The sequence below is a fragment of the Janthinobacterium sp. BCJ23 genome (assembly GCF_059617945.1).
On sequence record NZ_JCAQAW010000001.1, the window covers coordinates 332,521 to 358,140 of the forward strand.

The following is a 25,620-nucleotide window of genomic DNA, read 5'->3' on the forward strand; positions in this document are numbered from 1 at the left end:
GCAGCATCATGCAAACCCAGCCAACCCCGATTTCCCAGATTATCTCGCCGAACGCCACGCCGGGTGCCGCCAACCGCAGCCAGCCGACCACCAGCGGCACGGCGGGCGACTTCCAGCGCACCCTGAACCGCCAGATCGAGCAACGCCAGGCCAGCCGCAATATGGCGCAAACGCAAGCGGCAGCACCGGCGGCCCGTCCTGCCAGCCCCGCCGCCACGCCAGCGCCAGCGCCCGCGGCCCCGGCGCCCGCCAATGAAGCGAAGCCGGCGCAAGCGGGCACAGAACACGCTGCCAGCAGCGAACAGCCGCCAGCACAGTCCACCGAAGCGGCGGCCCCCCCCGCCACCGACAGCACCGTGGCCGAGGCCAGCGTCCCCGCCGAAACAGCGCCGCCAGCCGATCCGGCCGCCGCGATGCTGGCCCTCGTGGGCAACATCCAGCTGGCCATCCAGCCGCCAGCGGCCAAGGCCGCGCCGGAACTGCCCGCACGTTCCAGCGTCAAGGCCGACGGCAAAGGCCTGGCAACGGGGCCATTGCTGGCAGCCGGCCAGGGCAGCGGCAAGGCCACCGTCATCGCGCAAGCGGACGGCGGCGACTTTGCCGACAGCCTGGGCCAGGCCCAGGGCAAGGCGGCCGCCACACCAGGCACCGGCGTGCCGGCAGGCAAGGCCGAACCGGGCAAGCTGGCCATCGACGCCCAGCTGGCAGCCACCGCCAAGGCGGGCGCCGCCGTGGCCGAACCGATCCTCAAGGAAACACCAGCCGACCTGAGCCGCCTGGCGGCCCAGTTACAGCCAGGCGCGCTGCAGCAGGCTGCCGCCGCCTTGGCCGTGCCGGCCGACAAGCTGACGGGCCGGGTCGGTTCGCCAGCCTGGGACCAGCAACTGGGGCAGAAAGTCGTGTGGATGGCGGCCGGTGGCGATCAGAGCGCCACCCTGACCCTGAATCCGCCCGATCTGGGTCCCGTGCAAGTGGTCTTGACGGTGACCAATGACCAGGCCGATGCCGCCTTCATGTCGGCCCAGCCGGAAGTACGCCAGGCGCTGGAAGCGGCCATGCCGCGCCTGCGCGAAATGATGAGCGAAGCGGGCATCGCCTTCGGCAGCGCCACCGTCTCGGCCGGCACGCCGGAACAGCAAAACAATGGCGAACGCGCCGCCTCGGGCGAACGCCGTGGCAATGGCCAGGGCGGCGGCACTTCCGGAGGCGAGATCGCCATCGCCCCGGCGACGGGCGGACGCAGCCGGGCCAGCCTGAGTGCCGTGGATACCTTTGCCTGAGGACAATTCGTCGTCCGCAGGCCACAGGCGCGCCCCACGGCATAACTTTTCGTATAAAAACAGCGAGTTGAGGGCGCTTCCGCCCTCTTTTCACTGCATCCTTCTGCGCAGAATTTGCCGATAATGACATAATGGCGTCGTGATCCACTTCCATGCACCCGAGTACCATTGAAAGCAAATCCAAAAATGAAAGCAGATCCGAAAGCAGATGCAGGCCTGGCTCCCGCCGGCGCCTCGAAAAAGAAGCTTCTGATCATTGTGCTGGCCTCGGTGCTGGTGGCCGGTGGCATCGGTGGCGGTGCCGCCTGGTACTTCCTGCATGGCAAGGCCGATAAAGAAGAATCGGCACCGAGCAAGAAAAAACATGCCGCTTCCAAGGCAGGTCCACCCGTATTCGTGCCCGTCGATGCGTTCACCGTCAACTTGCAGCCGGAAAATGGCGAGCAATACCTGCAGATCGCGTTTACCCTGCAGGTGGGCAGCCCGGAAGAAATGGATTCCATCAAGCTGAACATGCCGAAAGTGCGCAGCCGCTTGCTGTTGCTGCTGTCGGGCAAGAAGGCGTCCGAACTCAATACCGTGGAAGGCAAGCAGCAGCTGGCGGCCGAAATCATCAATCAGGTGAACCAGCCGTTCGAGGACAAAGGGCCGGAGCAGGACGTGACGGACGTATTATTTACCGCATTCATCATTCAATAAGCAGCCATGGCCGATAATTTCCTCTCCCAGGAAGAAGTCGATGCCCTTCTGAAGGGAGTCAACGGAGACCAGGACGACGCGCAGGCGCCGGAAGATGTCACGGGAGTTCGTACCTACAACCTGGCAACCCAGGAGCGCATCGTGCGCGGCCGGATGCCAACGTTGGAAATTATCAACGAGCGTTTCGCCCGGCTGCTGCGCGTGGGCCTGTTCAACTTCCTGCGCCGCAGCGCCGAAGTGTCGGTCGGTTCCGTGCGCGTCTCGAAATACAGCGAGTTCATCCGCAACCTGGTGGTGCCGACCAATCTGAACCTGGTGCACATGAAGCCGCTGCGCGGCACGGCCCTGATGGTGTTCGACCCGGGACTCGTCTTCCTGCTGGTCGACAACCTGTTCGGTGGCGACGGGCGCTTCCATACGCGCGTCGAAGGACGCGACTTTACGCAGACGGAGCAGCGCATCATCCTGCGCATCCTCGACATCGTCTTTGAAGCCTATACCAAGTCGTGGGAGCCGGTCTTCCCCGTCGAGTTCGAATATATCCGTTCGGAAATGAACACGCAGTTCGCCAACATCGCCACGCCGAACGAGGTGGTGGTGGCTTCCACGTTTACGGTGGAACTGGGCTCCGTTTCCGGACAAATCCATTTCTGCATGCCGTATTCGATGATCGAGCCGATCCGCGATTCGCTGACCTCGAGCCTGCAGGGCGAGGCGCTGGAAGTGGACAAGCGCTGGATCCGCCTGATGACGCAGCAGATCCAGATCGCCGAAGTCGAGCTGGTGGCCTCGCTGGGCACGGCGCGCGTCTCGTTCGATGAAATCCTGAACATGAAGGTGGGCGACATCATCCCCCTGAATATTCCGGAACTGATCGCCGCCACCGTCGACGGCGTGCCCGTGATGGATTGCACGTACGGCGTGCTGAACGGACAATATGCATTGAAGGTGGAGAAACTCCTCGCTAATGCCGATAACATGAACAACCACTAAACACCTGACCAAACCTACTGCGCGTCGCGCTTTGTGCGGCCTGCGATGCTCACCGTGTTCCAGCACGGTTGCGCTTCTTAGCCACAAATCACTGCCGCTCGCTACGATTTTGCCAGGCGTTACAATTAATATATACACTGGCCGCTTGGCGGCCAACTCTGTACAACAGGAGAAACACATGTCTGACAACCAAGACGACCAAAGCGCGGAAGACGATTGGGGCGCGGCCATTGCCGAGCAGGCCAAGGCGGAAGCCGAAGCGCTGCAGAACCAGGCCGCCAATACGGCCAGCGCCGCCAGCGCCGCCGTGTTCAAGGACTTTTCCAAGCAGGCGTCGAAGTCGGAAACGCACAACGATATCGATTTCATCCTCGATATCCCCGTGCAGCTGACGGTCGAACTGGGCCGCACCAAGATCGCCATCAAGAACCTGCTGCAACTGGCGCAGGGCTCCGTGGTCGAGCTCGACGGCCTGGCCGGCGAACCGATGGACGTGCTGGTCAACGGCTGCCTGATCGCCCAGGGCGAAGTGGTGGTGGTCAATGACAAGTTCGGCATCCGCCTGACCGACATCATCACGCCTTCCGAACGCATCCGAAAATTGAATAAATGAAGCCTGGCCTGTTGATTTCCACCATGCTGCCGCTGATGGCGGCATGCAGCATTGCCCTGGCTGAAGCGCCAGCCGCGTCCGCACCAGCGGCCAGCGCCGCCAGCGCTTCCGCCGCCGTGGCAAGCGAGACGCCGCCTGCCGCCGCAACGGCGCCAGCAGCTTCTCCGGCTGCCTCGCCTGCTGCCGCCCTGCCCGCCATGCCGCCTGGCGCACCGGCGACGATGGCGCCGGCAAGCTCGGCCGGCAGCTTGCTGCAAACCATCTTCGCGCTGATGTTCGTGCTGGCCCTCTTGATCGGCCTGGCCTGGTTCATGAAGCGCTATGGCCCCAAGGTCATGGGCGGCAACAACAAGATGCGCGTCGTCAGCTCGCTCAACCTGGGCGGACGCGAACGCATCGTCCTCGTCGAAGTGGCCGACCAGTGGATCGTCGTCGGCGCCTCGCCAGGCCGGATCAACGCGCTGGCCACCATGCCGCGCCAGGAAGGCGACCTGCCGCAACTGGCCACGGCACAAAACGGCCCCGCGGCCGCCAATTTTTCCGAGTGGCTGAAACAGACCATCGAAAAACGCAATGGGAAATAAGCAGCAGATGGCGTGGTCCACCTTGAAGACTCCCCTGACCTGGCTGCTGGCGGCCGTTGCCCTGGCCTTGCCGCTGTGGGCGATGGCCCAGCCTGGCATCCCGGCCTTCAACAGCACGCCGGCGCCGGGCGGCGGCCAGAATTACTCGCTGCCGGTGCAGACGCTCATCCTGATGACGTCGCTCACCTTTTTGCCGGCGGCCCTGTTGATGATGACCTGCTTTACGCGCATCATCATCGTGCTGTCCTTGCTGCGCCAGGCCATCGGCACGCAATCGGCGCCGCCGAACCAGGTGCTGGTGGGCCTGGCCCTGTTCCTGACCCTGTTCGTCATGGGACCCGTGTTCGACAAGATCTATACGGAAGCCTACCAGCCCTACCAGGAAAACAAGATCACCATGCAGCAGGCGATGGACAAGGGCGTCGATCCCCTGAAAACCTTCATGCTCAAGCAGACGCGCCAGGCCGACCTGGCCCTGTTTGCCAAAATGTCGCGCTCACCGGCCCTGCAAGGTCCGGAAGACGTGCCGCTGCGCATCCTCGTGCCCGCCTTCGTCACCAGTGAACTGAAGACGGCGTTCCAGATCGGCTTTGCCATCTTCATCCCGTTTTTGATCATCGACATGGTGGTCGCCAGCGTGCTGATGTCGATGGGTATGATGATGATGTCGCCCGCCACGATCTCGCTGCCGTTCAAGCTGATGCTGTTCGTGCTCGTCGATGGCTGGCAGTTACTGCTGGGCTCGTTGTCTCAGAGTTTTTACTAGGGGAAGCAGATGACACCCGAAAGCGTCATGACCCTGGGCCGCCATGCGATGGAAATCACGCTGATGGTGGCCGCGCCCATGCTGCTCGTCGCCCTCATCATCGGCCTGATCGTCAGTATCTTCCAGGCGGCCACGCAGATCAACGAGGCGACCCTCTCCTTCATTCCCAAGCTGGTCGGCATCTTTGTCGCCATCGTCGTGGCCGGTCCGTGGATGCTGTCCGTCATGCTCGACTACATGCGCCAGGTGTTTACGGGCATCCCGAACCTGGTGGGTTAGTGCAGCCACTGTTGCCATGCTGACCCTGTCCAGCATCGAACTCAATACGTGGATCGCAGCATTGCTGTGGCCGCTTAGCCGCATCCTCGGCCTGATCGCGGCCGCGCCGCTGTTCGGCAATGCGGCCCTGCCGGCCACCGTCAAGGTGACCCTGGGCGCGCTGCTGGCCATGATCATCGCCCCCACCGTGCCGGCCTTGCCGGCCGTCAACCCGATGTCCCTGCCCGGTTTGCTGATCCTCACGCAGGAAATGCTGGTGGGCCTGGCCATGGGCTTTTCCATCCGCATCGTGTTTTCCGCCATCGAAATGGCCGGCGAACTCAGCAGTCTCACCATGGGCCTGGGCTTTGCCTCGTTCTTTGATCCGCAAACCAAGGGCAGGTCGTCCGCCATCAGCCAGTTCCTCGTCATGCTGGCCACCTTGATGTTTTTGACCGTCAATGGCCACCTGGTCTTGCTTGCGGCGCTGGCGGAAAGCTTTGTCAGCCTGCCCATTTCGGCTAGCCCCATCAGCGGCGGCGGTTTCCAGCAATTGGCTGCCTGGGGCGGGGAAATCTTCCGTTCCGGCCTGCAAATTTCGCTGCCCATCATCGCCGCCCTGCTGCTGACCAACGTGGCCCTGGGCATCTTGACGCGCGCCGCGCCGCAGCTGAACATTTTCGGTATCGGTTTTCCCGTCACCCTGGGCGTGGGCTTGCTGGTGATCGGCATGGTCCTGCCTTACCTGGCCACGCCCTTCCAGAACATGTTCCTGCGCGGCATAGAAACGGCGCGTTTGCTGCCGCGCGGCTTTGCCATGCGCGACCGGCCACCACCGCCGGCGCCGCCGAACCCCTTGCGTCCCGCACTGCCTGCGCCGGCGCCGCTGCCGCCCGCGCGCTGATCAGACCTATCAGCCCAGCGCGTGGCGCAGCAGCAGCGCCGACAGTACGAACATGGTCACGCCGATCAAACCATCGAGCACTTGCCAGGCCCGCGGCCGCGCAAACCACGGCGCCAGCCAGCGCGCGCCATAGCCGAGCGAGGCAAACCACAGCAGGCTGGCCGCGCTGGCGCCGGCAATGAAGCAGGCGCGCAGCGCGCCCGGCTGCTGGGCGCCGATACTTCCCACCAGCAATACCGTATCCAGATAGACATGGGGGTTGAGCAAGGTAAAGGCGGCCGCCTGCGCCAGGATGGCAGCCAGGCCGAGGCCGGCCCCGCCCTCGGCCGCACGCAACTGCTGGGGACGGCGGGCGCGCCGCAGCGCTTGCCAACCGTAGACGGCCAGAAAGATGGCGCCGCCCAGCGCCAGCGCCCTGGCCAGCATGGGACGCTGCCCCAGCGCCCGGGACATGCCCAGAACGCCAGCGGCAATCAGCGCCGCGTCGGCCAGCGCGCAAAACAGCACGATGGCGCCCACGTGTTCGCGGCGCAAGCCTTGCCGCAAGACAAAGGCATTTTGCGAGCCGATGGCAACGATGAGTCCCAGGCCCAGGGTCAAGCCCTGGAGAAAGACGGAAAAAACGAGTGGTGTGGTGGCGGTCGAGAGTGTCATGCGGCGATCTTGCCAGCCGAACGAAATGAAGGCAAACTACCTTTTCTACAGCAAGTTAAGGAAAACTTCATTCATGCTCGATTATGCCGCCCTCGCCGCGCTGGCTTCCGTCATCCGCGAAGGCAGTTTCGAGCGCGCGGCGCGCGCCTTGCACGTGACGCCATCGGCCATTTCGCAGCGCATCCGCCTGCTGGAAGAGCGCGTCGGTTGCGCGCTGGTGATACGCGACCAGCCCTGCCGCGCGACGGAAACGGGCCGGCGCTTGTGCCAGCACGTGGACCAGGTACAACTGCTGGAACAGGATTTGCAGGGCACCTTGCCGGCGCTGGCAGCGCAGGGCATGTCGCGCGCCAGCGTGCCCATCGCAGTGAATGCCGACAGCCTGGCCACCTGGCTGGCGCCCGCCATCGCCGCCTTCGGGGCCGCGCATCCGGTGCTGCTGCAAGTGGCCGTCGACGATCAGGACCATACGGCCGAATGGCTGCGCAGCGGCGCCGTGCTGGCCGCCGTCAGCGCCACGGCCCGGCCAGCTTCCGGCTGCAACAGCCGTCCGCTGGGCGCCATGCGCTACCTGGCGGCCGCCAGTCCCGCCTTCCTGCGGCGGTATTTTCCCCATGGCGTGGGCGCCGCCAGCCTGGCGCTGGCGCCCAGCCTCGTGTTCAATGCCAAGGATGAGCTGCAGGCGCGCTGGGTACGGCGCCTGTGCCACCGGCACGTGGAACTGCCGCGCCACACCCTGCCCTCGTCGCACGCCTTCGTCACGGCCGCCCTGGCCGGCATGGGCTGGGGCTTGCATCCGCAGGCGCTGATCCAGTCCCATCTCGATAATGGCAGCCTGGTCGAACTGCTGCCCGCCGCGCCATTGGACGTGCCCCTGCACTGGCATACGGCGCGCGCCGCGTCGAGCCTGCTTGATGGCTTGAGCGACGCCATCCTGGCCGCCGCCCGCACGGATCTGCTGCCGCTCTGACCGCTGGCGTCAGCGCTGGTCGCTGCTGAGTGCGAAGCGCCAGCGCCGCAGGTCGACGTTCAAGCGCAACTGGTGATGCTTGACCAGATAGCGCACGCCGACGAGGGCCGCCGCCAGACCGGACAAAGCGCCGATGCCCAGCGCCCAGCGCGGGCCGAAGGTGTCGGCCACCCAGCCCACTATGGGTGCGCCCAGTGGCGTGCCGCCTGCCGAAATGGCCAGCACGATGGCCATCACGCGGCCCCGCATGGCGGGCGCCGTCGACAGTTGCACGCTGCTGTTGACGCTGGTGGTAAACGTTTGCGCGGCAATGCCGATGACCACCAGCATCATGCCGAACAGCCAGTAATTGGGCATCACGGCCGCCAGCGCGCACGCCAGGCCGAACAGTGCGGCCGCGCCCAGCAGCAAGGCCAGGGTGGGCTGGCCGCGCCCCGCCGCCAGCAAGGCGCCGGCCACGGAGCCGCAAGCCATCACGGAACTGAGCACGCCATACTGGCCCGCGCCCGCATGGAAAGCCGTCACAGACATGGTCGACAGGAAAATCGGAAAATTCAGGCCGAAGGTGCCGATCAGGAACAGCATCAGCAGGATGGCCATCAGGTCGGGCCGCTGGCGCACGTAGCGGAAACCCTCGCCCAGGCTGGCGCGTGTGGCCTTCAGGCGCGGCGCGCGGCGCAGCAATTCCACGCGCAGCAGCAACAGCGAACCGATCACGGCGGCAAACGAGACGGCGTTGATGATGAAGACCCAGCCGCTGCCGACGCTGCTGATGAGCAAGCCGGCCACGGCCGGGCCCAGCATGCGCGCCGCATTGAACGACGTGGAATTGAGCGCCACGGCATTGGTCAAGTCTTCCTCGCCGACGATTTCGGCAACGAAGGTCTGGCGCACGGGTGAATCGAAGGCCGTCACGCAACCGAGCAGGAAAGCAAACACATACACATGCCACAGTTGCACGAGGCCGCTGATGCACAGCAAACCCAGGCCCAGCGCCAGCAATCCCATGGCCGCCTGCGTGCACAGCAGCAGCTTGCGCCGGTCCAGCAAGTCGGCCGCCATGCCCGTCAGGGGCAGCAACAGCAGCTGCGGGCCGAATTGCAAGGCCATGACGATGCCGACGGCGCTGGCATTGTGCTGCGTCAATTCGCTGAGCACCAGCCAATCCTGCGCCGTGCGCTGCATCCAGGTGCCGATATTCGACACGAGGGCGCCGCCGGCCCAGATACGGTAATTGGGAATGCGTAGCGAACGGAATGTGTTGTTCATCTGGGCGTGCGGGCTCCTTGCCGGGTGTTAAGGTCTAGCAGCGGATCATTCCGCCAAGCGTTTGAGTAATGCCACCGCCTTGTCCAGTTCGGTGACTTCGTCCGGCGTGAGCCGGGTTTCGATGGTGCGCGCCAGCCAGTCTTCGCGCGCGGCGCGGCTGGCCGCGATCCAGGCGCGGCAGCTGTCCGTCAGGGTCAGGATCGTTTGCCGGCCGTCAGCCGGATCGGGCGAACCCGTCACCATCCGCGCTTCCGTCAAGGCTTGCACGGTGGCGGCCATCGACTGGGGCCGCATGCCTTCGGCACGGGCCAGGCTGCTGGCGGTGGCGGGGCCGTCGCGCTCCAGACGGCTCAGCACGGATGCCTGCGACATGCTGACATCCCCCAGGTGCGCCTCTTCGCGCAGGCGGCGGCGCAACTTGCCGATCAGGATGCGCAATTCGCCGGCCAGTTGCAGGACTTGTTCGTGGTCTTCTTGTGTCGTGTGCATGGGGAGCGAAAGTGGATCAACGGCCCCTACTATAACAGATATGCAGGAAGACTGCACAGTTTGCCTGCATATCTTGCCGAAGTGACCAGAATACGGACGCAAAAAAGCCGGGGCGGGAGATATCCTCCCTGCCCCGGCTTGCCGGTCATCCTGCCGATGCCCGTTCTTAGCTGATGTAGTTAAACAGCGACAAGCCCGAGATCGAGGTGAACGTTTTTTGCGCCGCCTGCAGGGTTACCTGTTGCTGGCTGAAGGTGGAAATGGCTTTCACCATGTCCAGGTCCTGCAGGTCCGACAGGGTGGTGGCGTACTGGATGTCGAGGTCGTCACCGGCGCTGTCGAGGTAATCGAGTTCCTTCATGCGGGAACCGACGTCGGCGCGCACGGACAGCACGTTGTCGTAGGCCGTGTCGAGAATATTATGCGCGGCGTTCAAGCCGTTCGTCAGGCGCGCCTGGGCCGCATCGCCACTGCCCGTCTGGCGCAGTACGCCGATCAGGTTTTTCACGGTGGTAAACAACGATTCCTTGGCGCTCGGCTCCAGGGTAAAGCTGTCCTGGTCGGCCGGCTTGCCCGTGATGTTCACTTGCTGGCCGTCGAAGGTGATGGCGTCGCCCGCCTTGTAGGGGATGGGCACGGCAGGATTGGGCACCGTCTGGCCCAGGGTGGCGTCGGTGACGGTATAGGTGGTGACGGCGTCCGTCCCCGTGCCCGTGACCTTGAAGTCGATCGAATATTTATGCCCCGTCAATGCCGACGGGTCCGTCACCGTGCCGCCCGAGACCACGCCCGAGCCGCCGCGCGTGAAGTTGGCGGCGGCGGCGGCCGTGGTGAACTTGCCGTTGCCCGTCAGGTTGTTTTCAAACACGGTGGCGCCGGAATCGCTGGTGGCCAGGTAGCGCGCCGAACCCACCTGCAGTTCGCGCTGGCCCTGGTCGCCCACGTAGCTGGCGCCCGTCGGCGTCTGGCTGAATGGCTGGGTCGTGGATTTATAGCCGGAAAACAGGTAGCCGCCCGCGCCATCGGCCGTGTTCGCGATGCCCAGCAAGTCGGTCAGCCGGCCTTCCAGTTCCCTGGCCAGGGTATCGCGGTCGACGTCCTTCAGGGCAGGATTACCGGCTTTCAGGACCAGGTCCTTCACGTCGGCGATCAGCGAGGTGGTGCTGCCCAGCGCCAGCTCTTCCTGCGACAGGAAGTTCTTCGCGTTCGAACGGTTCGTCACGAACTGGGTATTGATCGATTGCGACTGCGTCACTTCCAGCGCGCGCGCCGAGGCGATCGGATCGTCGGCCGGCGTCAGATTGCGGCGGTTCGACGACAGCTGCATCTGCGTACGGTTCAAGGCGCCCTGCAGATTGTTCAGCTGCGAGCTGCCCTGGTCATAAATCATTCGTGTGCTGATGCGCATGATGCTGCCCTTCCAGAAAGCCGCCGCGCGCTACGTCGCGGCAAAAATTGATTAACGTCCCAGGCCGATCACCACGTCGAACAGGGTACTGGCAATCTGCATGACCTTGCCGCACGCCTGGTAGGACTGCTGATAACGCAGCAGGTTGGCCGCCTCTTCGTCGAGGTTGACGCCGGAGACAGCCTGCTGCTGGGTGCTAACCTGCTGCAGCAAGGCCAGACTGGCCAGGCCGCTGACCTGCACTTCGCGCGTCTTGTTGCCCACGAAGCTGACGGTTTGCGCATACGAACCCTGGAACGTGGCATTGCCGCCATCGAGGATGTTCTTCGTCTGCAAGCCCGCCAGCAGCGCGGCGTTACGGTTGTCGCCCACGCCGCCCGTATTGGGCTTGATGGTAAAGGTGTCGCCCTGCGCCGGCGCGCCCGTCATGCTGACATTGATGCCGCCAAAGCTGAAGTTGTCGCCTTCCGTATACGGGATGTTCGCCGTGCCGGCCGGATACGTCGTGGTGGCGCCGTTCAAACCCTTGACCGTCACCGCCTGGCCCGCAGGGAAACCCGTCAGCGAGGTGGTCGCCTTGTCATACGTCAAGGTCACGGGACCCGTCAGGGCATTGCCAGGGGTCAGGTAGGCCTTGTCGACGGAACCGGCGCTGAGTTTGCCCGAGCCCGTATTGGCCACGGGCGCCGACGTGGCGATCGGCGCGGCGGCGGCGATCTTGTTGCGGTCGGTGATCAGCACGTTCAGACCGGCCGCGCCATTCGCCGTCGGCCGGATGACGTAGTTGTCGCCCTGGGCGGCCGTGCCCGAGATCGAGAAATCGACGCCGTCGATGGTTTGCGGCCCCGTTTGCGGATACGGATTGATGATGGTGTGCGCGCCGTCGGACTCGCGCGTCACCACATAGTTGCTGCCGTCATATTTCAGGCTGTAATCGCTGGCCGTCAGCTTGGTCGGGTCGCTGACCTTGGCCGATAGCACGGTGGTGCTGCTGGTGTTGTTGCCGCGGTCCGCGCCGATCACGGGATCGGGGATCTTGAAAAAATCGCCGCCCATGGCGCCATTCAAGTCCTGGCCCAGCTTGTGCTGGTCGTTGAAGGTGCTGGCCAGCGCGATGGCCACCTTGCCCAGCGAGTTCTGGACATTGTCCAGGGTGCCGCTACGAAATTCCAGCAAGCCGCCCAGCGAGCCGCCGGTCAGGGAGTTGTCCGGCAGCACGGTCACGGTATTGCCCGTGACATAGCCCACCTCGATGCGGTTCGGGTCCGTGCGCGAAGGCGTGGCCGCCAGCTCGAAGCTGCGGTCGGCCACCACCAGGGGCTGCCCCGCGCCGATGGAAATGGTGACGGTATTGTTGGCAGCGGGCTGCACCGTCGCCTTCACGTATTTGTTCAATTCCGTGATCAGCTGGTCGCGCTGGTCGAGCAGATCGTTAGGCTGGTTGCTGGCGTCGACCGACAACTGGGAAATCGACTTGTTCAACTCGGCGAGCTGCTTGGCGTAGGTATTGATGACCGTCACATTCGACGTGATCTGCGAATTGACGCCGTCGCCGATCTCCGTCAGGCGCGCGCTCAGCCCCTGGAAACGCGAAGCGAGCGAGCCGGCGCTCGACAGCAGCGCCTGGCGCGACGCCACCGACGAAGGATTGGCGCTGAAATCCTGCACGCCCTTGAAGAAATCCTGCATGGCGGGCGACAGGCCCGCCGTGGGATCGGCCAGCAAGTTATCGATCTGGCTGATCTGCGTGTAATAGGCGTCGAGTGAGCTGGTCGCGCTTTGCGCGGCATTGACCTGGGTGGCCATGAAGCTGTCGTACTGGCGCTTGATCTGCGACACTTCCGTGCCCGTGCCAACGAAGCCATAGCCAGCATAGTTGGACTGCGAAGTCTGCTGCAGCACCACCTGGCGGTTGTAGCCGGCCACGTTGGCATTGGTGATGTTATGCCCGGTCGTCGACAGGCCCACCTGCGCTGCAAGCAAACCGCTCTTACCGATGCTGAGTAGATTCGAAGTCATGGTGTCTTATTGGTTACCGTCAAATGTATTTACGGCAGCCGCGGCGAAAACTTGAAGCGCGCGGCCTGCACGGGAGCACGGCGGGTTGCTAGCCGACCAGCGAATTCTTGATAATTTTTGTCAATTTGGCAGCGTAATTCGGGTCCGTCGCGTAGCCGGCCTTTTGCAAGCCGTGGGCGAACGTACTGGCGTCGCCCGCGCTGGCCAGTACTTTTTCGTAGCGCTTGTTGTTGGTAATCAACTGCGCATAATCCTTGAAGCTGTCCGCATAGCTGTCGTAGGCGCGGAATTTCTCCACCTTGCGCTGCGCCTTGCCATTCACATATTCCGTGGTGACGGCTTCCGTGACCTTGCCCTTCCAGTCGCTGGACGCCTTGATGCCGAACAGGTTGTGGCTGCTGCTGCCGTCGCGGGCGATGATTTCGCGCTTGCCCCAGCCCGTTTCCAGCGCCGCCTGGCCCAGCATGAACTTGGCCGGGATGCCGGTGGCGCGGCTCGCTTCTTCCGCATGCACGCCCAGCTTTTCCTGGAAGGCGCGCACGTGCGGCGCCTGCGTGGCGTTGGCCTTGTCGCTCAGGGTCTTGCCGGTGCCGGTGGCGCCGCTCGCGCCCTCGGTGAGTGCGCCCTGCTGCTGGCGGAAGGCGGCCAGCGCCTGCGCCATGCTCGACGAACGGGGCGACGGCGCTTCAGTGCCATCGGCGGCCAGTGCCTGGTTCGACGACGACAACTGGCGGATCAGCACGTCCGCCAGGCCCGTGCCGCGCTTGGCCAGGTTCTGGCTCGTCTGCTGGTCCAGCATCGAGGTGTACATCTTGCTTTGCTGGCTATCCATGATGCCGTCCTGCGGCGTCGCTTCGCGCATGCTTTTCATCATCATGTTGATGAACATGGCTTCGAATTGCGTGGCCGCCTCTTTCAGGGCGGCGGGGTCCTTCGCCTTGGCGGACTGGCGCAAGCCATCCATGCCCTTGACGTCATAGGCGGCGGTATTGCTGAGGTCGGTTTGGCTGATCATGGCGTGTCCATCAAATGATTTCAAGTTCGGCGCGCAGCGAACCGGCCGCCTTCATCGCCTGCAGGATGGCCAGCAAGTCTTGCGGCGAGGCGCCGATGGCGTTCAAGGCTTTCACCACCTCGGACAGCGAGGCGCCGCCCTTGACCAGCATGACCTTGCCCGGTTCCTTCTTGATATCGATCTGCGCCGTCTGCGTGACTACCGTGCGCCCGCCCGACAAGGGAGCCGGCTGGCTCACCTGCGGCTCGACATTGATGGTGACGGACAGGTTGCCGTGCGAAATGGCGCACGTTTCCAGGGTCACGGACTGGTTCATCACGACGGAACCGGTGCGCGCATTCATGATGACCTTGGCCGCCAGGCGGGCCGGATTGACTTCGATGCTTTCCAGCTGGCCCAGGAAGGACACGCGCTGGTCGCTGCCGCCCGGCGACTGCACCTGGATCACGCGGCCATCGAGCGCGGCGGCCGTGCCAGCGCCGTAGCGGCTGTTGATGGCATCGACCACGCGGCTGGCGGTGGCGAAATCGGTGGCGTTCAATTCCAGGCGGATCGTATTGTTGGCGCCCAGCGCCGAAGGCACGGTGCGCTCGACGGTCGCGCCGCCCGAGATGCGTCCCACGCTCAGGTGGTTGATGACAACGGAGCTGCCGGCCGCCTGCGCGCCCACGCCGCCCACCAGCACATTGCCCTGCGCCATGCCGTACACCTGGCCATCGGCGCCCTTCAATGGGGTCATCAGCAAGGTGCCGCCGCGCAAGCTTTTCGCATTGCCCATCGACGACACCGTCACGTCGAGCAGCTGGCCCGGCTGGGCAAACGCGGGCAAGGCCGTCGTCACCATTACGGCGGCCACGTTTTTCAATTGCAAGCTCGTGCCTTGCGGCAAGTTGATACCTTGCTGCTGCAACATCGCCGCCACGCTCTGGATGGTAAATGGGGTTTGCGTGGTCTGGTCGCCGCTGCCGTCGAGGCCGACGACGAGGCCATAGCCCATCAGCTGATTCTGGCGCACGCCGGCGATGCTGGCCAGGTCCTTGATACGCTCGGCCTGCGCCACGGGCGCCAGCAGGGAAGCAGCCAGGCCGCAGATGACTAAAAAGCGGGGGAAAGTAATCGTTGCCATGATCAGAACGGCAGCAGGCTGAGGAAGAAGCGCGACGCCATCGAGGCCATTTCAGCGCGGTCGATCTGGCTGTTGGTGCGGTATTCGACGCGCGCGTCGGCCACCTGGGTCGACGGCACGACGTTGCCCGTGCCGATGGTGTCCGGATTGACCATGCCCGAGAAGCGGATGAATTCCGTGCCCTTGTTCATGGCGATCTGTTTTTCGCCAGCGACGATCAGGTTGCCGTTCGGCAGCACTTCAATCACCGTCACGCCGATCACGCCGGAAAACGTGTTGCTGGCGGACTGGTTGTCGCCATCGGCAAATTTCGTCGCGCCACTCGCCGAGACGGTGCCGCCCAGGCGGCCCTGCAGCATGCCCGGCGTGCTGAAGCCCACGCTGCCCGACTTGTTGCCGGAACTGGCGCCCGCCTTGACGGCATTCGTGCGCTCGGTGATGGCGATCGTCATGGTGTCGCCCACGTGGCGCGCGCGGCGGTCTTCGAAGGCGGGGCGGTAGGTCGACGGCTGGTAGATGGAGCCATTGTTGGCGACCACGGGTTCCGGCATCGGCGCGCGCGTGGTGGTCGGATATTGCACGATGGACGTAGGCGTGATGGCGCAGCCGGACAGCAGGACTGCGGAGAACAAAGCGATGATGGGGTATTGCATGGCGAACCTCCGCTGCCATCCGGCGGCGGATGGCATGACGACTATGAAAATTAAAGTTGCGACAATTTCTGCAGCATTTGATCGGATGTGGTGATGGCCTTGCTGTTGATCTCGTAGGCGCGCTGCGTCTGGATCATGTTGACCATTTCCTCGGCCACGTTGACGTTCGACGTCTCGATATAGCCCTGCATCAGCACGCCGGCACCGTTGGTGCCCGGGGTGTTGGTTTGCGCCACGCCCGAGGCGCCCGTTTCCATGTACAGGTTTTCGCCCTTCGATTCCAGGCCGGCCGGATTGACGAAGGTGGTCAGTTGCAGCGAGCCGATCTGCGATGGCGCCACGGTGTCGGGCAAGGTGACGGACACGGTGCCGTCGCGCGCCACGGTCAGGCTCAGCGCATTGGTCGGCACGGTGATGGCGGGCTGGATGACGAAACCTTCGGAGGTGACGAGCTGGCCGTTGGCGTCCGTCTGGAATGAGCCGTCGCGCGTGTAGGCGGTAGCGCCGTCCGGCATCAGCACCTGGAAAAAGCCCGTGCCGTTGACCATCACGTCGCGCGAATTGCCCGATGCCTGGGGATTGCCCTGCGTATGGATGCGTTCGGTGGCCACGGTGCGTACGCCCGTGCCGATCTGCAAGCCCGATGGCAGCTGGGTTTGCTGCGACGATTGCGCGCCCGGCTGGCGCACATTTTGATACAGCAAGTCTTCAAACACGGCGCGCGACTTCTTGAAGCCCGTGGTGCTGACGTTGGCCAGGTTATTGGCGATCACGTCCATCTGCGTCTGCTGCGCTTCCAGGCCGGTTTTGGCAATCCAAAGGGAACGAATCATGATTTTTCTCCAATAACAGCGCTAGTCAGCTCTGTAGACTATTTCTATGTGACCATTATGCGGTGGCCCCCATCAATTCAAAGCGAGGATCTGGGTGGCTTTCGCCGCGTTATTCTCGGCATTCTTCAACAAGCTCATTTGCGTTTCGAACTGGCGCGCCAGGGCGATCATGCTGACCATGGAGTCGACGGGGCTGACATTGCTGCCCTCGAGCGCACCGGTGGTCAGCTTGACGGCCTGGTCGGCCTGCGCCACCGTGCCATCCTTGAGGCGGAACAGGCCGTCGTCGCCGCGCACCAGTTGCTGCTCGGGCGGGTTGACCAGCTTGATGCGTCCCAGCACCGTCGACGGGCCTGGCGGCACGTCCGTGGAAATCGTGCCCACCGTGCCGTCGCTGGCGATGGCCACCGTCACGCCGGGCGGAATGGCCATGGGGCCCGTATCGCCCTGCACCATCAGGCCCGACTGCGTTTGCAGCATGCCGTTTTCATTGAGCTTCAAGGCGCCGTTGCGCGTGTAGGCTTCGGAACCGTCGGCCGACTGCACGGCGATCCAGCCGCCGTTTTCCACGGCCACGTCGAGCGCGCGGCCCGTGTGCTGCATCGGCCCTTGCGTGAAATCGGAACCGACCGTCGAATCGACGACAAAGGCGCGCGTCGGCATCATGCCGTCGGCCACCACGGGCACGGCGCGGAACGAGTCGAGCTGGGCACGGAAACCCGTGCTGGTGGCGTTCGCCAGGTTGTTCGCCGTAGTCGCCTGCTTGTCGAGGATATGCTTGGCGCCCGAGCCGGCGGTGTAGATGAGACGGTCCATGTGTTTTCTCCGTGCAAAACGAAAGCGGGGAGCCGTCCGAGGACGGCTCCCCTTACTCTTAACGCAGGTTGACGAGGGTCTGTAAAACGGAATCCTGCGTCTTGATGGTTTGCGCATTCGCCTGGTAGGCGCGCTGGGCCGTGATCATGTTGACCAGTTCCGCCGTCAAGTCCACGTTCGACACTTCCACGGCCGAGGCGCGCAAGTCGCCCAGGTTGCCCGAGCTCGGCTCGCCCGTCATGGGGCTGCCCGAGGTCGAGCTTTCCGCCCACGCATTGTTACCCAGCGGTTCGAGGCCATTCGGATTGGAAAAGTTGGTCAGCACCACCTGGCCCAGGTCGCGCGTCTTGCCATTGTTGTACTGGCCCTGGATCACGCCATCGGAACCGACGACGAAACGGCTCAGCTGGCCGGCCGCATAGCCATCGGCCACGGTGCGCTTTTCGCTGGTGGACGAGCTGAGCTGGGTGGAATTGGTGAAGTCGACCTTGATCGCCAGGTTCGCGTTCGCGCCCGTGGCGGGGAAAACGGGCAGGTTCACCGTCACCGGCAAGGTTTGCGGCGGCGTCAGGCCCAGCATGGCGGCCTTGTCCAGGCTGCCGACGCTGTTGAACACCAGCGAAGCCGACTTCACGGCGGGCACCTCCGTCACCGAGGAAATATTGGTGTCGATCTGGTCTGGCGTCAGGCTGGAATTGACGCCATTGGGCACGGCGCTGCCAAAGGTGGCGCTGATGGCGGCCAGCTGAGCGGGGCTGGCGCCGGCCGCGGCGGCGGCGGTGCGCACGGCGGCGCCGGCCGCATTGCCGTAGGCGACGGCGGCGGCCGTGATATTGGCCGGTACCAGCGGCACGGCCGTGACGGCGGCCTGGTAGGCGGCGCGCGCAGCCAGCGAGGCGGCATCGGTCTGCGCCGCGGACGCTACTTTCGCGCTGGTGATTTCCTTGCCGTCAGTGGCCGTGTAGACATCCCACGTATTGGTGCCCGTCTTGACGTAGAAATTGGACATGGTGTGCGCATTGCCCAGTGAATCGAAGACGGGCACGGGGAATTGCTTGGTCCACGATTTTTGCTCGCCCACGCTGAACGGCACCACGGTCGGCATGGCCGAGTTGGAATCGAGGTTGACCTGGGTATCGACCTTGGTGGTCGCCTGCGGCGCCATGTCGGACGGGTCGATCTGCAGCGGCACGGTGGCGCCGGCCAGGATCTTGCCGTTCGCATCGGCCGGATAGCCGGTCAGCTGGGCTTTCTGCGCATTGATGATGAAGCCGCTCTTGTCGACCTGGAACTGGCCGTTGCGCGAATACTGGATGGCGCCGTTCACGCTGGTGCGAAAGAAACCGCCGCCATTGATGGCGATGTCGAGCGGATTGGACGAGCTCTCCAGGTTACCCTGGTTGAACAGCTGCGCCACTTGCGACACGGATACGCCGATACCGGGCTGGTTGCCGCCCACGCCATACAGCGAGTTGGCATAGATGTCGGCGAACTGCGCCTGCGATTGCTTGAAACCCACGGTGGCCGAGTTGGCGATGTTGTTGCCGATGACGTCCAGCGATTTGGCGGCGCCGTTCAAGCCGCTCAGGCCTTGTTGGAAAGACATTGTGTTCTCCTGGTATAAATTAGGGGTAGAGGGTCTACGCTACAAATGAGCGGCTTACAAAATCTGCTTCACATCGGCCATGGTGATGCTGCCCACGCCTGGCACGTTCAATTTCACGCCACCCGCGCCCGTCGACACGCTGGCAACCGAGCCGAACATCAGCGCCGCCGCGTCGGTCAGCTTGGCGCCGCCGCGCGTGGCTTCCACCGAAAACGTGTAGGCGCCGTCAGGCAGCACGATGTTCTTGCCATCCTTGTCGAGCTCGGCCGTGGAGCCGTTCCAGCCCAGCGGCAAGGTACCCGCGTCCTGCGGGCCCAGGTCGATGGAATGGACTTCCTTGCCCGTACTGTTGTAGATGATGACCTTGACCTTGTCGGCCGGCGTCGCCAGGTCCACGCCCAGCAGGGCCGCGCTCTTGGTCAAGTTGATGTTCTTGCCTGCCGTCAACACGCCATGGCCGATGATATTGGCCGCCTGCATCGATTCGGCTTGCTGGTAGCTGGTCTTGAGCGTTTCCAGGGTGGTATTGAGCTTGTTGACGCCCGTCACCGTGGACAGCTGGGCGAGCTGGCTCGTCAGCTGTGCATTGTCCAGCGGGTTCATCGGATCCTGGTTTTGCAGCTGGGTCACCAGCAGGGTCAGGAATTTGTTCGTTTCTTCCTCGACGCTGCCTTTCGCGGCCGAGTTCTTCTTCGGATTCATTGTCGCCATCAGGTCGGTGACGGTGGCGGTGCTGGTATCGATGGTTGCCATAATGGTCAGTCAGCCTTATTGGCCGATGGTGAGGGTTTTCAGGAGCAGCGACTTGGCCGCGTTCATGGTTTCCACGTTGGTCTGGTACGAACGCGAAGCCGACAGCATGTTGACCATCTCGTCGACCGTATTCACGTTGGGCATGGTGACGTAGCCCTTTTCATCGGCCAGCGGGTTCTTCGGGTCGTAGACCAGCTTCATCGGCGACGGGTCTTCGATCACCTTCTGCACCTTGACGGCCGTGGCGCCGTTGGCCATCGGCACGGCTTCGAACACCACCTGCTTGGCGCGGTAGGCTTCGCCCGTGGCGCTGGTGGCGCTGTCGGCATTGGCCAGGTTGCTGGCCACCGTGTTCAAGCGCTGCGCCTGGGCGCTCATGGCTGAACCGGAAACATTGAAGATATTAAATAGCGACATGATTATTGTCCTCCCTGGATGGCCGTCAGCATGCCCTTGATCTGCGAGTTGAGGAACGTCACGGCCGCCTCGTAGCGGATGGCGTTGTCGGCAAAGGCATTGCGCTCGAGGTCCATGTCGACCGTGTTGCCATCGACGGCGCCCTGGGCAGGCGCGCGGTACAGCAGCGGCGTGCCGTCGGCCAGGGTCTCGACCTTGCCGCCGCCGGCCGCGCCCGCTGCGGCAGCCACGCCCTTGCCCGGCATATGCTGTGGCGCCGTGCCCTTCAGGGCCGGCGGCACGCCATCCTTGCGCGCCATCGCGCCCTTCAGGGCGGCGGCGAAATCGACATCGCGCGCCTTGTAGTTGGGCGTGTCGGCATTGGCGATATTCGAGGCGAGCAATTCCTGGCGCGTCGAGCGCAGGCTCAGCGCCGTCTCGTTGAAGCGCATGTAATCGTCGAGTTTCCCTATCATGTCAGGCTCCGGAAAGATCTGCCACTGGCGCCCGAGATGGCGGAAGGATGGCGGTATAGTGATGACAGGAAACATAGTACGGTGCCCACCAGCAAGACCATCGCCGGATCAGACCGTACTTTTACCCCTTAATCGGCGCTTCGAACAGGGCCTCGCCCACTATCATGGCAGTATTCCAGAGGCCTACCACCATGAAAACACCGCTTGCTTTCCTCTTCGCTCTTGCCGCCCTGCCACTGCTGGCCCAGGCGCAAAACGCCGGCCGGCAAACGCCGGAAGCGCTGCGCAACAGCGTGGAACAATTCCTGCAAGTGCAAAGCAATGGCTTGCCGGGCAAGGTGACCATCACCGTCGGCGCCGTCGATCCGCGCCTGAACCTGGCCGCCTGCCCCGCGCCGCAAGCGTTCATGGCACCAGGCGCGCGCGCCTGGGGCAAGACCACCGTCGGCGTACGCTGCACGGCGCCCTCCAGCTGGACTATCTATTTGCAGGCGAACGTGGCCGTCGTGGGCGACTACGTGGCCAGCGCCGTGCCGCTGGCGCAAGGACAAGCCATCGACGCCAGCCAGCTGGTGACGATGCAGGGCGACCTGGCCGCATTGCCGGCAGGTATCGCCACGGACATGGCCCAGGTAGTAGGGGCGAGCACGAATATTTCCTTGCCACCAGGCACGCCGATGCGCCTCGACACCCTGCGCCGCAAGCCGGTGGTGATGCAGGGCCAGCTGGTGCGTGTCGTTTCCAGTGGCAACGGTTTCCAGGTGGCATCAGAAGGACGCGCCATCGGCAGCGCAGGCGATGGCCAGACGGTGCAGGTGCGCACGCAGAGCGGGCAGCAGATCAGCGGCGTGGCGCGCCCGGGCGGCTTGGTGGAGGTCGCCTTTTAAACCCGGATGGACAGCGATATTGTGGTCTGGCGCACTAAAGTTTCGGAAGAAGGTGCCGATAATGACACATATCCCGGAGTTTTTTGACTTCGACCAGACGAGGATCACGCTGTGAAAATTACCGATAACACCATTAAAAGCAATCCCGGCCTGCCGGTGGCGCCCGCGAGTACCTCCGGCGCCCGGAATGCCGAGAAAGCCCAGGCAACACCGACGACGTCGGACAATGTACGCCTGTCGCCACAAGGACAGGCATTAGCGGCCAGTGCAACTGCCGGCAGCGGCGCCGTGTTCGACACGAAAAAAGTCGAACGCATCAAGCTGGCGATCGCCGACGGCCAGTTCCAGGTCAACTCTGAAAAAGTGGCGGACGGTCTCCTCGACACAGTCAAGGACTTGCTGCACTCACGAAATAGATAGGTTCCCTCATGCAATCAGTGACTCCGTTTTCCAGCCTGCGCGACGAGCAACAGCTCATGACCACATTGCTGGCATTGATGAAAGAAGAACAGCGGCATCTGGTTGCCGCTGACATCGATGCAATCACGGAGCTCACGGTGCGCAAGACGGCACTCGTAGGACAATTGAGCCAATTGGCGGCGCAACGCCACCAGGCGCTGGCGGCAGCAGGTTTTACCGCCGCCGAAGCGGGCATGGAAGACTGGCTGGTCAGCGCCAGCGAAGCCGAGGCGGCGCCCCTGTGGAAAGCCCTGCTCGAGACGACGCGCGAAGCGAAGGAACAGAACCGGCTGAACAGCCTGCTGGTCAACAAACACATGCTGCACACGCAAGGCGCCCTGAACGCCATGCGCCCCACGGCCCAAAGCGGCAATTTCTACGGCCCCAGTGGCCAACCGATGTCGAACCCGGCCAGCCGGCGCGTCGTCATCGGCTAAGCGTCTTCCCGTTTCACCCCAGCAAGAAGCCATTGCTGCACGCCTGACGCCGTCCCGAGCAGCGGCACCCATACGGCTGCCATCGAGAACATCATCGCCGTGTCGCTCCCTCCAGGGAGACTGCGGCGGTGCCAGCGCGTCCGCATTCCCCCCACAACACCGCACGCAGAAACAACACAAGCCCTTTTTGACGCCGCACGTTTGAGCATGCTCAAACTTGAGACAGGTGATGACTATATGCTAATCCCTGGCGTACGCCGTACATCTCCAGGTGGGACTTTCCTCGCCGACACGAACTTCGTTCCCGCAGGCATAGCTGATCCATTTCACGCCCCAGCCTGCGCTTTTGCGCTGCGCCACGACGCACACCACCTCAATCGCAAGTACACAGGAGCATGATATGAACTCTCTCTCAGTAAGCAAGGCTGGCGCGGCGCTGCTGCTCGGCTGCACCCTGCTGGCGCCGGTCGCGCAGGCCGAAACGCAAGCCGTGTTCTATAACCACCTCGTATCGACCGCCGTGGTGGCCACGCCGCTGCTGGCGCAAGACACCTTGTTCGTCGACACCTTCACGACGGAGCGCGGCTCGCTGCTGCAAACGACCACGTTTACGGTCGGCGCCGGCGTGCAGTCGTTCACGGGCAACGCGGCCTGGCTGGTCACGGGCGCCAACGACTTCGGTCCCCGCCTGACTGGCGTCAACATTGACCTGTTCGACTCCAGCAATAACCTGGTGCAATCGGATACCTTCACCGGCGTGCTGGGCGCGTTTGCCCATTCGACCTTCGACGGCCTGCTGGGACCTGGCACCTACACCTTGGTGGCAAGCGGCATCGGCGTGCGTGATTCCGTGCTGGACATTTCCATCACCACGGCCGTACCGGAACCGGAAACCTATGGCATGCTGCTGGCGGGACTGGGCCTGATCGGGTATAGCATACGGCGCCGCAAGATGGCTGCCTGATCGGCATCGGGGCGCCTGCAAGCACTGCCGTAGCTGGCAGACACGGGGCAGGCGCAGCGGTTCCACGCACGGGCTGGCCTCTGCACGGGCCAGCCCAGGCAGGGGCAGGCCTACGCACTCAACCGTGCGCGGGCCGGCCCGTATGCTGGCGGAATTTCGCGGCGATGCCATTCGCCTTGCTGAGGGCGGCGGCCTGCTGTTCCGGCGTCAGCTCGTTTTGCAGCCAGTGCCAGTATTCATCCTGGTAAGGGTTCGTCGTGCCTGGCGTGAGGATGTCGTTGTAGACCATGCGCAGGGCCAGCAGGTAGCCATACGCTTGCGGCGCGTCCTTCTGCACCACGTCGCCATCGCGCAGGTAAGCCATCATCAGGGTCGACACGCTGGTCAGTTCCGCCGCGTCCGCCTGTGCCGTCAGCTGGGCGATCGCTTGCCGCTTCCAGGCCTGCACCAGCGGATCGTCGGGACGGTTGCGCAGCGCGCTGCGGTCGCCGAACGGGCCTTCCGACAGGAACAGGGTGGCCGCGCCCGGCACGCCGCCTTGCGCGGCAGTGGCCAGGTAGCCGAGGCGATCCTCGCGCTGGCGCTGCGTCATGCCCGCGCACAACTGCTGCTGGGCTGCTTTTTCTTCCGCCGTCATCTCGCGTCCCAGCTCGAATTCCATCCCCGGCAAGCGGCTTTCGCGCTGGAAAACGATGCAGTCGTCGATCAGGTTGTAGGCCGCATACGCGTCTTCCGGCTTGCCGCTGGAGGCCAGGCGCTCGAGCCGCTGCGCCAGGGACACGACAACGGGCGCGGCATCGGCGGCCGGGGTGGCATCGATATTCAAATACGATGCCAGGCTGCGCCCCGGCGGCGCGCTGGCGGCGGCAGTGGCGGCAGTGGCGGCAGTGTCCGGTGCGCCGCCATCGGGCGCGGGCCAGTACACGACCGCCAGCACTGCCGCGATGGCAGCGGCGATGGCGATACCGGTCAGTTTGTTATTCATATGAGGTAATGCATAAAAAGGAAATGCACGTTACCACAGGCGCACGGCAGCGGGCCGCACGCCTCCGCTCGCACGCGCCCCGGCTAGCCGCCAGCCTTTTTCGGCTGGTGGCCCAGCCTGGTCAGCGCGGCAAGAATGGTGTCGACATGGTCGCCCTGCACTTCGATCACGCCATCCTTGACCGTGCCGCCCGAGCCGCACTGCGTGCGCAGCTGCTTGCCCAGCAGGGCCAGCGCGATGGCGTCCAGCGGCAAGCCCTTGACCACGGTGACGCTCTTGCCGCCGCGGCCCTTGGTCTGGCGCGACACGCGCACCACGCCGTCGCCCGCCGGCGCCGCCTTGGCTTGCGCCTTGCACGCGCATTGCGCCAGCGGCTGGCGGCAGGCCGGACACATGCGGCCCGTTTCGGTGGAATAGACGAGACCGCCCTGGGAGCTGCTTTTCATGATGGAGAAATAAAAAGAAAGAAGGCCGCGATTGTACCAAGCGGCGGCCCGCAGTTGACGACCGTCAGTTGGCCGGAGCAGGTGCCGGTGCCGGCGCCACGGGCGCTGTCGGCACTTCCGTCACCGTTTCCGGGATGCCCGAGAGGATCGTCACGGCGACCCGGCGGTTGCGCGCGCGCCCTTCCGCCGTTTCATTGGGCGCCACGGGGATATTGTCGGCGTGACCGACGGCCGTCAGGCGCGACGCCTTGACGCCGCTGGCAATGAACAGGCGCACCACGGCGCTGGCGCGCGCGGCCGACAATTCCCAGTTCGAGGCAAAGTTGGAATTGCTGATCGGCTGCACGTCCGTATGCCCTTCCACCTGCACGTCGTGCGTATCGTCCTTGAGCAGCACGGCGACGGCGCGCAGGGCCTGGTCCGACTCAGCCGTCAGGCGCGCCGCGCCCGGGTCGAACAGCACGCTGGCATTGATTTCCACGCTCACGCCGCGGCTCGTTTGCGTGACCCGCACCTTGCCTTCCTTGACCAGCGGCGCCAGGGTCGACGTCAAGTCCTGCGCCAGGCGCGTCATGTGTTCACGCTCGCGGCGGATGGCTTCCGTGCGGCGTTTCAGAGCAGGGTTCGGCAGCGGGATCGCTTGCGGCGCTTCCATGATGATGGGCGGCGCGCCCTTTTCCAGGCTGAAGGCCTGGCCGATGGCGTTCTGGAAGACGCGGTACTTGCCTTCGTTGACTTGCGAAATGGCGTACATGACGACAAAGAACGCGAACAGCAGGGTGATGAAGTCGGCGTACGAGATCAGCCAGCGGTCCTGGTTGTCCGGTTCCTCGTCATACTTCCTGCGCGCGCGCCGCATCAT

30 protein-coding genes are annotated in these 25,620 nt (G+C 64.1%); 13 read left to right on the plus strand and 17 right to left on the minus strand.

Features of this window, described 5'->3' with window-relative positions; translation table 11 throughout:
• The first annotated feature begins 8 nt into the window (after positions 1–8).
• The 8 genes from AC54AG_RS01455 to fliR all read left to right on the plus strand — a co-directional run bounded on the left by AC54AG_RS01455 (position 9) and on the right by fliR (position 6,097).
• Positions 9–1,280, plus strand: a complete 1,272-nt coding sequence (locus AC54AG_RS01455) for a flagellar hook-length control protein FliK (RefSeq protein WP_496629328.1) — start codon at positions 9–11, stop codon at positions 1,278–1,280.
• A gap of 186 nt (positions 1,281–1,466) precedes the next feature.
• Entirely contained in the window at positions 1,467–1,979 is a 513-nt protein-coding gene (gene fliL, locus AC54AG_RS01460) for a flagellar basal body-associated protein FliL (RefSeq protein ID WP_034754032.1), read from the plus strand.
• Positions 1,980–1,985: 6 nt separating this feature from the next.
• On the plus strand, positions 1,986–2,972 hold the full coding sequence (fliM, locus tag AC54AG_RS01465) for a flagellar motor switch protein FliM (RefSeq protein WP_034754035.1): 987 nt from the start codon (positions 1,986–1,988) through the stop codon (positions 2,970–2,972).
• Between the two features lie 178 nt (positions 2,973–3,150).
• Positions 3,151–3,585 (plus strand): flagellar motor switch protein FliN, encoded by a 435-nt coding sequence (gene fliN, locus AC54AG_RS01470; protein WP_034754038.1) that lies wholly within the window; start codon positions 3,151–3,153, stop codon positions 3,583–3,585.
• Positions 3,582–4,169, plus strand: coding sequence for a flagellar biosynthetic protein FliO (gene fliO, locus AC54AG_RS01475; protein ID WP_496629329.1), 588 nt, complete (start codon positions 3,582–3,584; stop codon positions 4,167–4,169). Before fliN ends, fliO begins: the two co-directional genes overlap by 4 nt.
• Positions 4,159–4,935 (plus strand): flagellar type III secretion system pore protein FliP, encoded by a 777-nt coding sequence (gene fliP, locus AC54AG_RS01480; RefSeq protein WP_496629330.1) that lies wholly within the window; start codon positions 4,159–4,161, stop codon positions 4,933–4,935. Before fliO ends, fliP begins: the two co-directional genes overlap by 11 nt.
• Before the next feature lie 9 nt (positions 4,936–4,944).
• A complete protein-coding gene (gene fliQ, locus AC54AG_RS01485; protein WP_034754044.1) occupies positions 4,945–5,214 on the plus strand; it encodes a flagellar biosynthesis protein FliQ in 270 nt (89 codons plus the stop codon).
• A 16-nt stretch (positions 5,215–5,230) separates the two neighbouring features.
• Entirely contained in the window at positions 5,231–6,097 is an 867-nt protein-coding gene (gene fliR, locus AC54AG_RS01490) for a flagellar biosynthetic protein FliR (RefSeq protein ID WP_070303629.1), read from the plus strand.
• Between the two features lie 9 nt (positions 6,098–6,106).
• Here fliR and AC54AG_RS01495 read toward each other — a convergent pair whose 3' ends face one another.
• Complete coding sequence (locus AC54AG_RS01495; RefSeq protein WP_496629331.1) at positions 6,107–6,751, minus strand: LysE/ArgO family amino acid transporter; 645 nt, start codon at positions 6,749–6,751, stop codon at positions 6,107–6,109.
• Positions 6,752–6,824: 73 nt separating this feature from the next.
• On the opposite strand from AC54AG_RS01495, the gene AC54AG_RS01500 reads away from it, so the two are divergent.
• Positions 6,825–7,721 carry a LysR family transcriptional regulator ArgP gene (locus tag AC54AG_RS01500; RefSeq protein ID WP_496629332.1) on the plus strand — a complete coding sequence of 299 codons (897 nt, stop codon included), beginning with the start codon at positions 6,825–6,827 and terminating at the stop codon, positions 7,719–7,721.
• A 9-nt stretch (positions 7,722–7,730) separates the two neighbouring features.
• On the opposite strand, the gene AC54AG_RS01505 is transcribed toward AC54AG_RS01500, so the two are convergent.
• From AC54AG_RS01505 to flgB, 13 genes are all read right to left on the minus strand, one after another.
• The gene (locus tag AC54AG_RS01505) at positions 7,731–8,990 is read right to left on the minus strand and encodes an MFS transporter (protein WP_496629333.1); all 1,260 of its coding nucleotides are present in this window, start codon (positions 8,988–8,990) and stop codon (positions 7,731–7,733) included.
• A 45-nt stretch (positions 8,991–9,035) separates the two neighbouring features.
• Entirely contained in the window at positions 9,036–9,479 is a 444-nt protein-coding gene (locus tag AC54AG_RS01510) for a MarR family winged helix-turn-helix transcriptional regulator (RefSeq protein WP_456130212.1), read from the minus strand.
• Positions 9,480–9,645: 166 nt separating this feature from the next.
• Positions 9,646–10,887, minus strand: a complete 1,242-nt coding sequence (gene flgL / locus AC54AG_RS01515; RefSeq protein WP_034754058.1) for a flagellar hook-associated protein FlgL — start codon at positions 10,885–10,887, stop codon at positions 9,646–9,648.
• Positions 10,888–10,938: 51 nt separating this feature from the next.
• Positions 10,939–12,906 carry a flagellar hook-associated protein FlgK gene (flgK, locus tag AC54AG_RS01520; RefSeq protein WP_051991489.1) on the minus strand — a complete coding sequence of 656 codons (1,968 nt, stop codon included), beginning with the start codon at positions 12,904–12,906 and terminating at the stop codon, positions 10,939–10,941.
• 88 nt (positions 12,907–12,994) lie between these two features.
• Positions 12,995–13,921 carry a flagellar assembly peptidoglycan hydrolase FlgJ gene (flgJ, locus tag AC54AG_RS01525; protein WP_496629334.1) on the minus strand — a complete coding sequence of 309 codons (927 nt, stop codon included), beginning with the start codon at positions 13,919–13,921 and terminating at the stop codon, positions 12,995–12,997.
• A gap of 10 nt (positions 13,922–13,931) precedes the next feature.
• Positions 13,932–15,047: a flagellar basal body P-ring protein FlgI gene (locus tag AC54AG_RS01530; protein WP_034754065.1), complete on the minus strand. Its 1,116-nt coding sequence runs from the start codon at positions 15,045–15,047 to the stop codon at positions 13,932–13,934.
• Positions 15,048–15,049: 2 nt separating this feature from the next.
• Positions 15,050–15,700 carry a flagellar basal body L-ring protein FlgH gene (locus AC54AG_RS01535; RefSeq protein WP_070303622.1) on the minus strand — a complete coding sequence of 217 codons (651 nt, stop codon included), beginning with the start codon at positions 15,698–15,700 and terminating at the stop codon, positions 15,050–15,052.
• A 50-nt stretch (positions 15,701–15,750) separates the two neighbouring features.
• A complete protein-coding gene (gene flgG, locus AC54AG_RS01540) occupies positions 15,751–16,533 on the minus strand; it encodes a flagellar basal-body rod protein FlgG (protein WP_034754070.1) in 783 nt (260 codons plus the stop codon).
• Between the two features lie 72 nt (positions 16,534–16,605).
• Positions 16,606–17,349, minus strand: coding sequence for a flagellar basal body rod protein FlgF (locus AC54AG_RS01545; protein ID WP_034787153.1), 744 nt, complete (start codon positions 17,347–17,349; stop codon positions 16,606–16,608).
• A gap of 58 nt (positions 17,350–17,407) precedes the next feature.
• On the minus strand, positions 17,408–18,955 hold the full coding sequence (locus AC54AG_RS01550; protein ID WP_034754076.1) for a flagellar hook protein FlgE: 1,548 nt from the start codon (positions 18,953–18,955) through the stop codon (positions 17,408–17,410).
• Positions 18,956–19,009: 54 nt separating this feature from the next.
• Entirely contained in the window at positions 19,010–19,708 is a 699-nt protein-coding gene (locus tag AC54AG_RS01555) for a flagellar hook assembly protein FlgD (protein WP_331778435.1), read from the minus strand.
• 15 nt (positions 19,709–19,723) lie between these two features.
• Complete coding sequence (flgC, locus tag AC54AG_RS01560) at positions 19,724–20,125, minus strand: flagellar basal body rod protein FlgC (protein WP_034754081.1); 402 nt, start codon at positions 20,123–20,125, stop codon at positions 19,724–19,726.
• 2 nt (positions 20,126–20,127) lie between these two features.
• Positions 20,128–20,580, minus strand: a complete 453-nt coding sequence (flgB, locus tag AC54AG_RS01565; protein WP_034754084.1) for a flagellar basal body rod protein FlgB — start codon at positions 20,578–20,580, stop codon at positions 20,128–20,130.
• Positions 20,581–20,771: 191 nt separating this feature from the next.
• Between flgB and flgA the strand changes: the two genes are divergently transcribed.
• The 4 genes from flgA to AC54AG_RS01585 all read left to right on the plus strand — a co-directional run bounded on the left by flgA (position 20,772) and on the right by AC54AG_RS01585 (position 23,327).
• Positions 20,772–21,467 (plus strand): flagellar basal body P-ring formation chaperone FlgA, encoded by a 696-nt coding sequence (gene flgA, locus AC54AG_RS01570; RefSeq protein WP_496629335.1) that lies wholly within the window; start codon positions 20,772–20,774, stop codon positions 21,465–21,467.
• Between the two features lie 111 nt (positions 21,468–21,578).
• On the plus strand, positions 21,579–21,887 hold the full coding sequence (gene flgM, locus AC54AG_RS01575; protein ID WP_034787161.1) for a flagellar biosynthesis anti-sigma factor FlgM: 309 nt from the start codon (positions 21,579–21,581) through the stop codon (positions 21,885–21,887).
• An 8-nt stretch (positions 21,888–21,895) separates the two neighbouring features.
• Entirely contained in the window at positions 21,896–22,363 is a 468-nt protein-coding gene (locus tag AC54AG_RS01580; RefSeq protein WP_070303619.1) for a flagella synthesis protein FlgN, read from the plus strand.
• A 400-nt stretch (positions 22,364–22,763) separates the two neighbouring features.
• Positions 22,764–23,327: an FxDxF family PEP-CTERM protein gene (locus tag AC54AG_RS01585; RefSeq protein ID WP_072455392.1), complete on the plus strand. Its 564-nt coding sequence runs from the start codon at positions 22,764–22,766 to the stop codon at positions 23,325–23,327.
• Between the two features lie 118 nt (positions 23,328–23,445).
• On the opposite strand, the gene AC54AG_RS01590 is transcribed toward AC54AG_RS01585, so the two are convergent.
• The 3 genes from AC54AG_RS01590 to motD all read right to left on the minus strand — a co-directional run bounded on the left by AC54AG_RS01590 (position 23,446) and on the right by motD (position 25,617).
• Positions 23,446–24,312 (minus strand): hypothetical protein, encoded by an 867-nt coding sequence (locus AC54AG_RS01590; protein WP_496629336.1) that lies wholly within the window; start codon positions 24,310–24,312, stop codon positions 23,446–23,448.
• An 83-nt stretch (positions 24,313–24,395) separates the two neighbouring features.
• Entirely contained in the window at positions 24,396–24,758 is a 363-nt protein-coding gene (locus tag AC54AG_RS01595) for a translation initiation factor Sui1 (protein WP_034754096.1), read from the minus strand.
• A 64-nt stretch (positions 24,759–24,822) separates the two neighbouring features.
• A complete protein-coding gene (gene motD / locus AC54AG_RS01600) occupies positions 24,823–25,617 on the minus strand; it encodes a flagellar motor protein MotD (protein ID WP_072455728.1) in 795 nt (264 codons plus the stop codon).
• Between the last annotated feature and the right edge of the window lie 3 nt (positions 25,618–25,620).

What these genes read in the sequence shown, in the direction of transcription:
- AC54AG_RS01555 (WP_331778435.1), bottom strand. Translation starts at nt 19,708, where the DNA reads ATGGCAACCATCGATACCAGCACCGCCACCGTCACCGACCTGATGGCG.
- flgB (WP_034754084.1), bottom strand. Translation starts at nt 20,580, where the DNA reads ATGATAGGGAAACTCGACGATTACATGCGCTTCAACGAGACGGCGCTG.
- AC54AG_RS01530 (WP_034754065.1), bottom strand. Translation starts at nt 15,047, where the DNA reads ATGGCAACGATTACTTTCCCCCGCTTTTTAGTCATCTGCGGCCTGGCT.
- AC54AG_RS01500 (WP_496629332.1), top strand. Translation starts at nt 6,825, where the DNA reads ATGCTCGATTATGCCGCCCTCGCCGCGCTGGCTTCCGTCATCCGCGAA.
- AC54AG_RS01535 (WP_070303622.1), bottom strand. Translation starts at nt 15,700, where the DNA reads ATGCAATACCCCATCATCGCTTTGTTCTCCGCAGTCCTGCTGTCCGGC.
- AC54AG_RS01550 (WP_034754076.1), bottom strand. Translation starts at nt 18,955, where the DNA reads ATGTCTTTCCAACAAGGCCTGAGCGGCTTGAACGGCGCCGCCAAATCG.
- flgL (WP_034754058.1), bottom strand. Translation starts at nt 10,887, where the DNA reads ATGCGCATCAGCACACGAATGATTTATGACCAGGGCAGCTCGCAGCTG.
- fliP (WP_496629330.1), top strand. Translation starts at nt 4,159, where the DNA reads ATGGGAAATAAGCAGCAGATGGCGTGGTCCACCTTGAAGACTCCCCTG.
- AC54AG_RS01495 (WP_496629331.1), bottom strand. Translation starts at nt 6,751, where the DNA reads ATGACACTCTCGACCGCCACCACACCACTCGTTTTTTCCGTCTTTCTC.
- fliN (WP_034754038.1), top strand. Translation starts at nt 3,151, where the DNA reads ATGTCTGACAACCAAGACGACCAAAGCGCGGAAGACGATTGGGGCGCG.
- fliR (WP_070303629.1), top strand. Translation starts at nt 5,231, where the DNA reads ATGCTGACCCTGTCCAGCATCGAACTCAATACGTGGATCGCAGCATTG.
- fliL (WP_034754032.1), top strand. Translation starts at nt 1,467, where the DNA reads ATGAAAGCAGATCCGAAAGCAGATGCAGGCCTGGCTCCCGCCGGCGCC.
- fliQ (WP_034754044.1), top strand. Translation starts at nt 4,945, where the DNA reads ATGACACCCGAAAGCGTCATGACCCTGGGCCGCCATGCGATGGAAATC.
- AC54AG_RS01590 (WP_496629336.1), bottom strand. Translation starts at nt 24,312, where the DNA reads ATGAATAACAAACTGACCGGTATCGCCATCGCCGCTGCCATCGCGGCA.
- flgJ (WP_496629334.1), bottom strand. Translation starts at nt 13,921, where the DNA reads ATGATCAGCCAAACCGACCTCAGCAATACCGCCGCCTATGACGTCAAG.
- AC54AG_RS01595 (WP_034754096.1), bottom strand. Translation starts at nt 24,758, where the DNA reads ATGAAAAGCAGCTCCCAGGGCGGTCTCGTCTATTCCACCGAAACGGGC.
- flgA (WP_496629335.1), top strand. Translation starts at nt 20,772, where the DNA reads ATGAAAACACCGCTTGCTTTCCTCTTCGCTCTTGCCGCCCTGCCACTG.
- flgC (WP_034754081.1), bottom strand. Translation starts at nt 20,125, where the DNA reads ATGTCGCTATTTAATATCTTCAATGTTTCCGGTTCAGCCATGAGCGCC.
- AC54AG_RS01510 (WP_456130212.1), bottom strand. Translation starts at nt 9,479, where the DNA reads ATGCACACGACACAAGAAGACCACGAACAAGTCCTGCAACTGGCCGGC.
- AC54AG_RS01585 (WP_072455392.1), top strand. Translation starts at nt 22,764, where the DNA reads ATGAACTCTCTCTCAGTAAGCAAGGCTGGCGCGGCGCTGCTGCTCGGC.
- fliM (WP_034754035.1), top strand. Translation starts at nt 1,986, where the DNA reads ATGGCCGATAATTTCCTCTCCCAGGAAGAAGTCGATGCCCTTCTGAAG.
- fliO (WP_496629329.1), top strand. Translation starts at nt 3,582, where the DNA reads ATGAAGCCTGGCCTGTTGATTTCCACCATGCTGCCGCTGATGGCGGCA.
- AC54AG_RS01455 (WP_496629328.1), top strand. Translation starts at nt 9, where the DNA reads ATGCAAACCCAGCCAACCCCGATTTCCCAGATTATCTCGCCGAACGCC.
- AC54AG_RS01545 (WP_034787153.1), bottom strand. Translation starts at nt 17,349, where the DNA reads ATGGACCGTCTCATCTACACCGCCGGCTCGGGCGCCAAGCATATCCTC.
- motD (WP_072455728.1), bottom strand. Translation starts at nt 25,617, where the DNA reads ATGCGGCGCGCGCGCAGGAAGTATGACGAGGAACCGGACAACCAGGAC.
- flgG (WP_034754070.1), bottom strand. Translation starts at nt 16,533, where the DNA reads ATGATTCGTTCCCTTTGGATTGCCAAAACCGGCCTGGAAGCGCAGCAG.
- AC54AG_RS01580 (WP_070303619.1), top strand. Translation starts at nt 21,896, where the DNA reads ATGCAATCAGTGACTCCGTTTTCCAGCCTGCGCGACGAGCAACAGCTC.
- flgK (WP_051991489.1), bottom strand. Translation starts at nt 12,906, where the DNA reads ATGACTTCGAATCTACTCAGCATCGGTAAGAGCGGTTTGCTTGCAGCG.
- AC54AG_RS01505 (WP_496629333.1), bottom strand. Translation starts at nt 8,990, where the DNA reads ATGAACAACACATTCCGTTCGCTACGCATTCCCAATTACCGTATCTGG.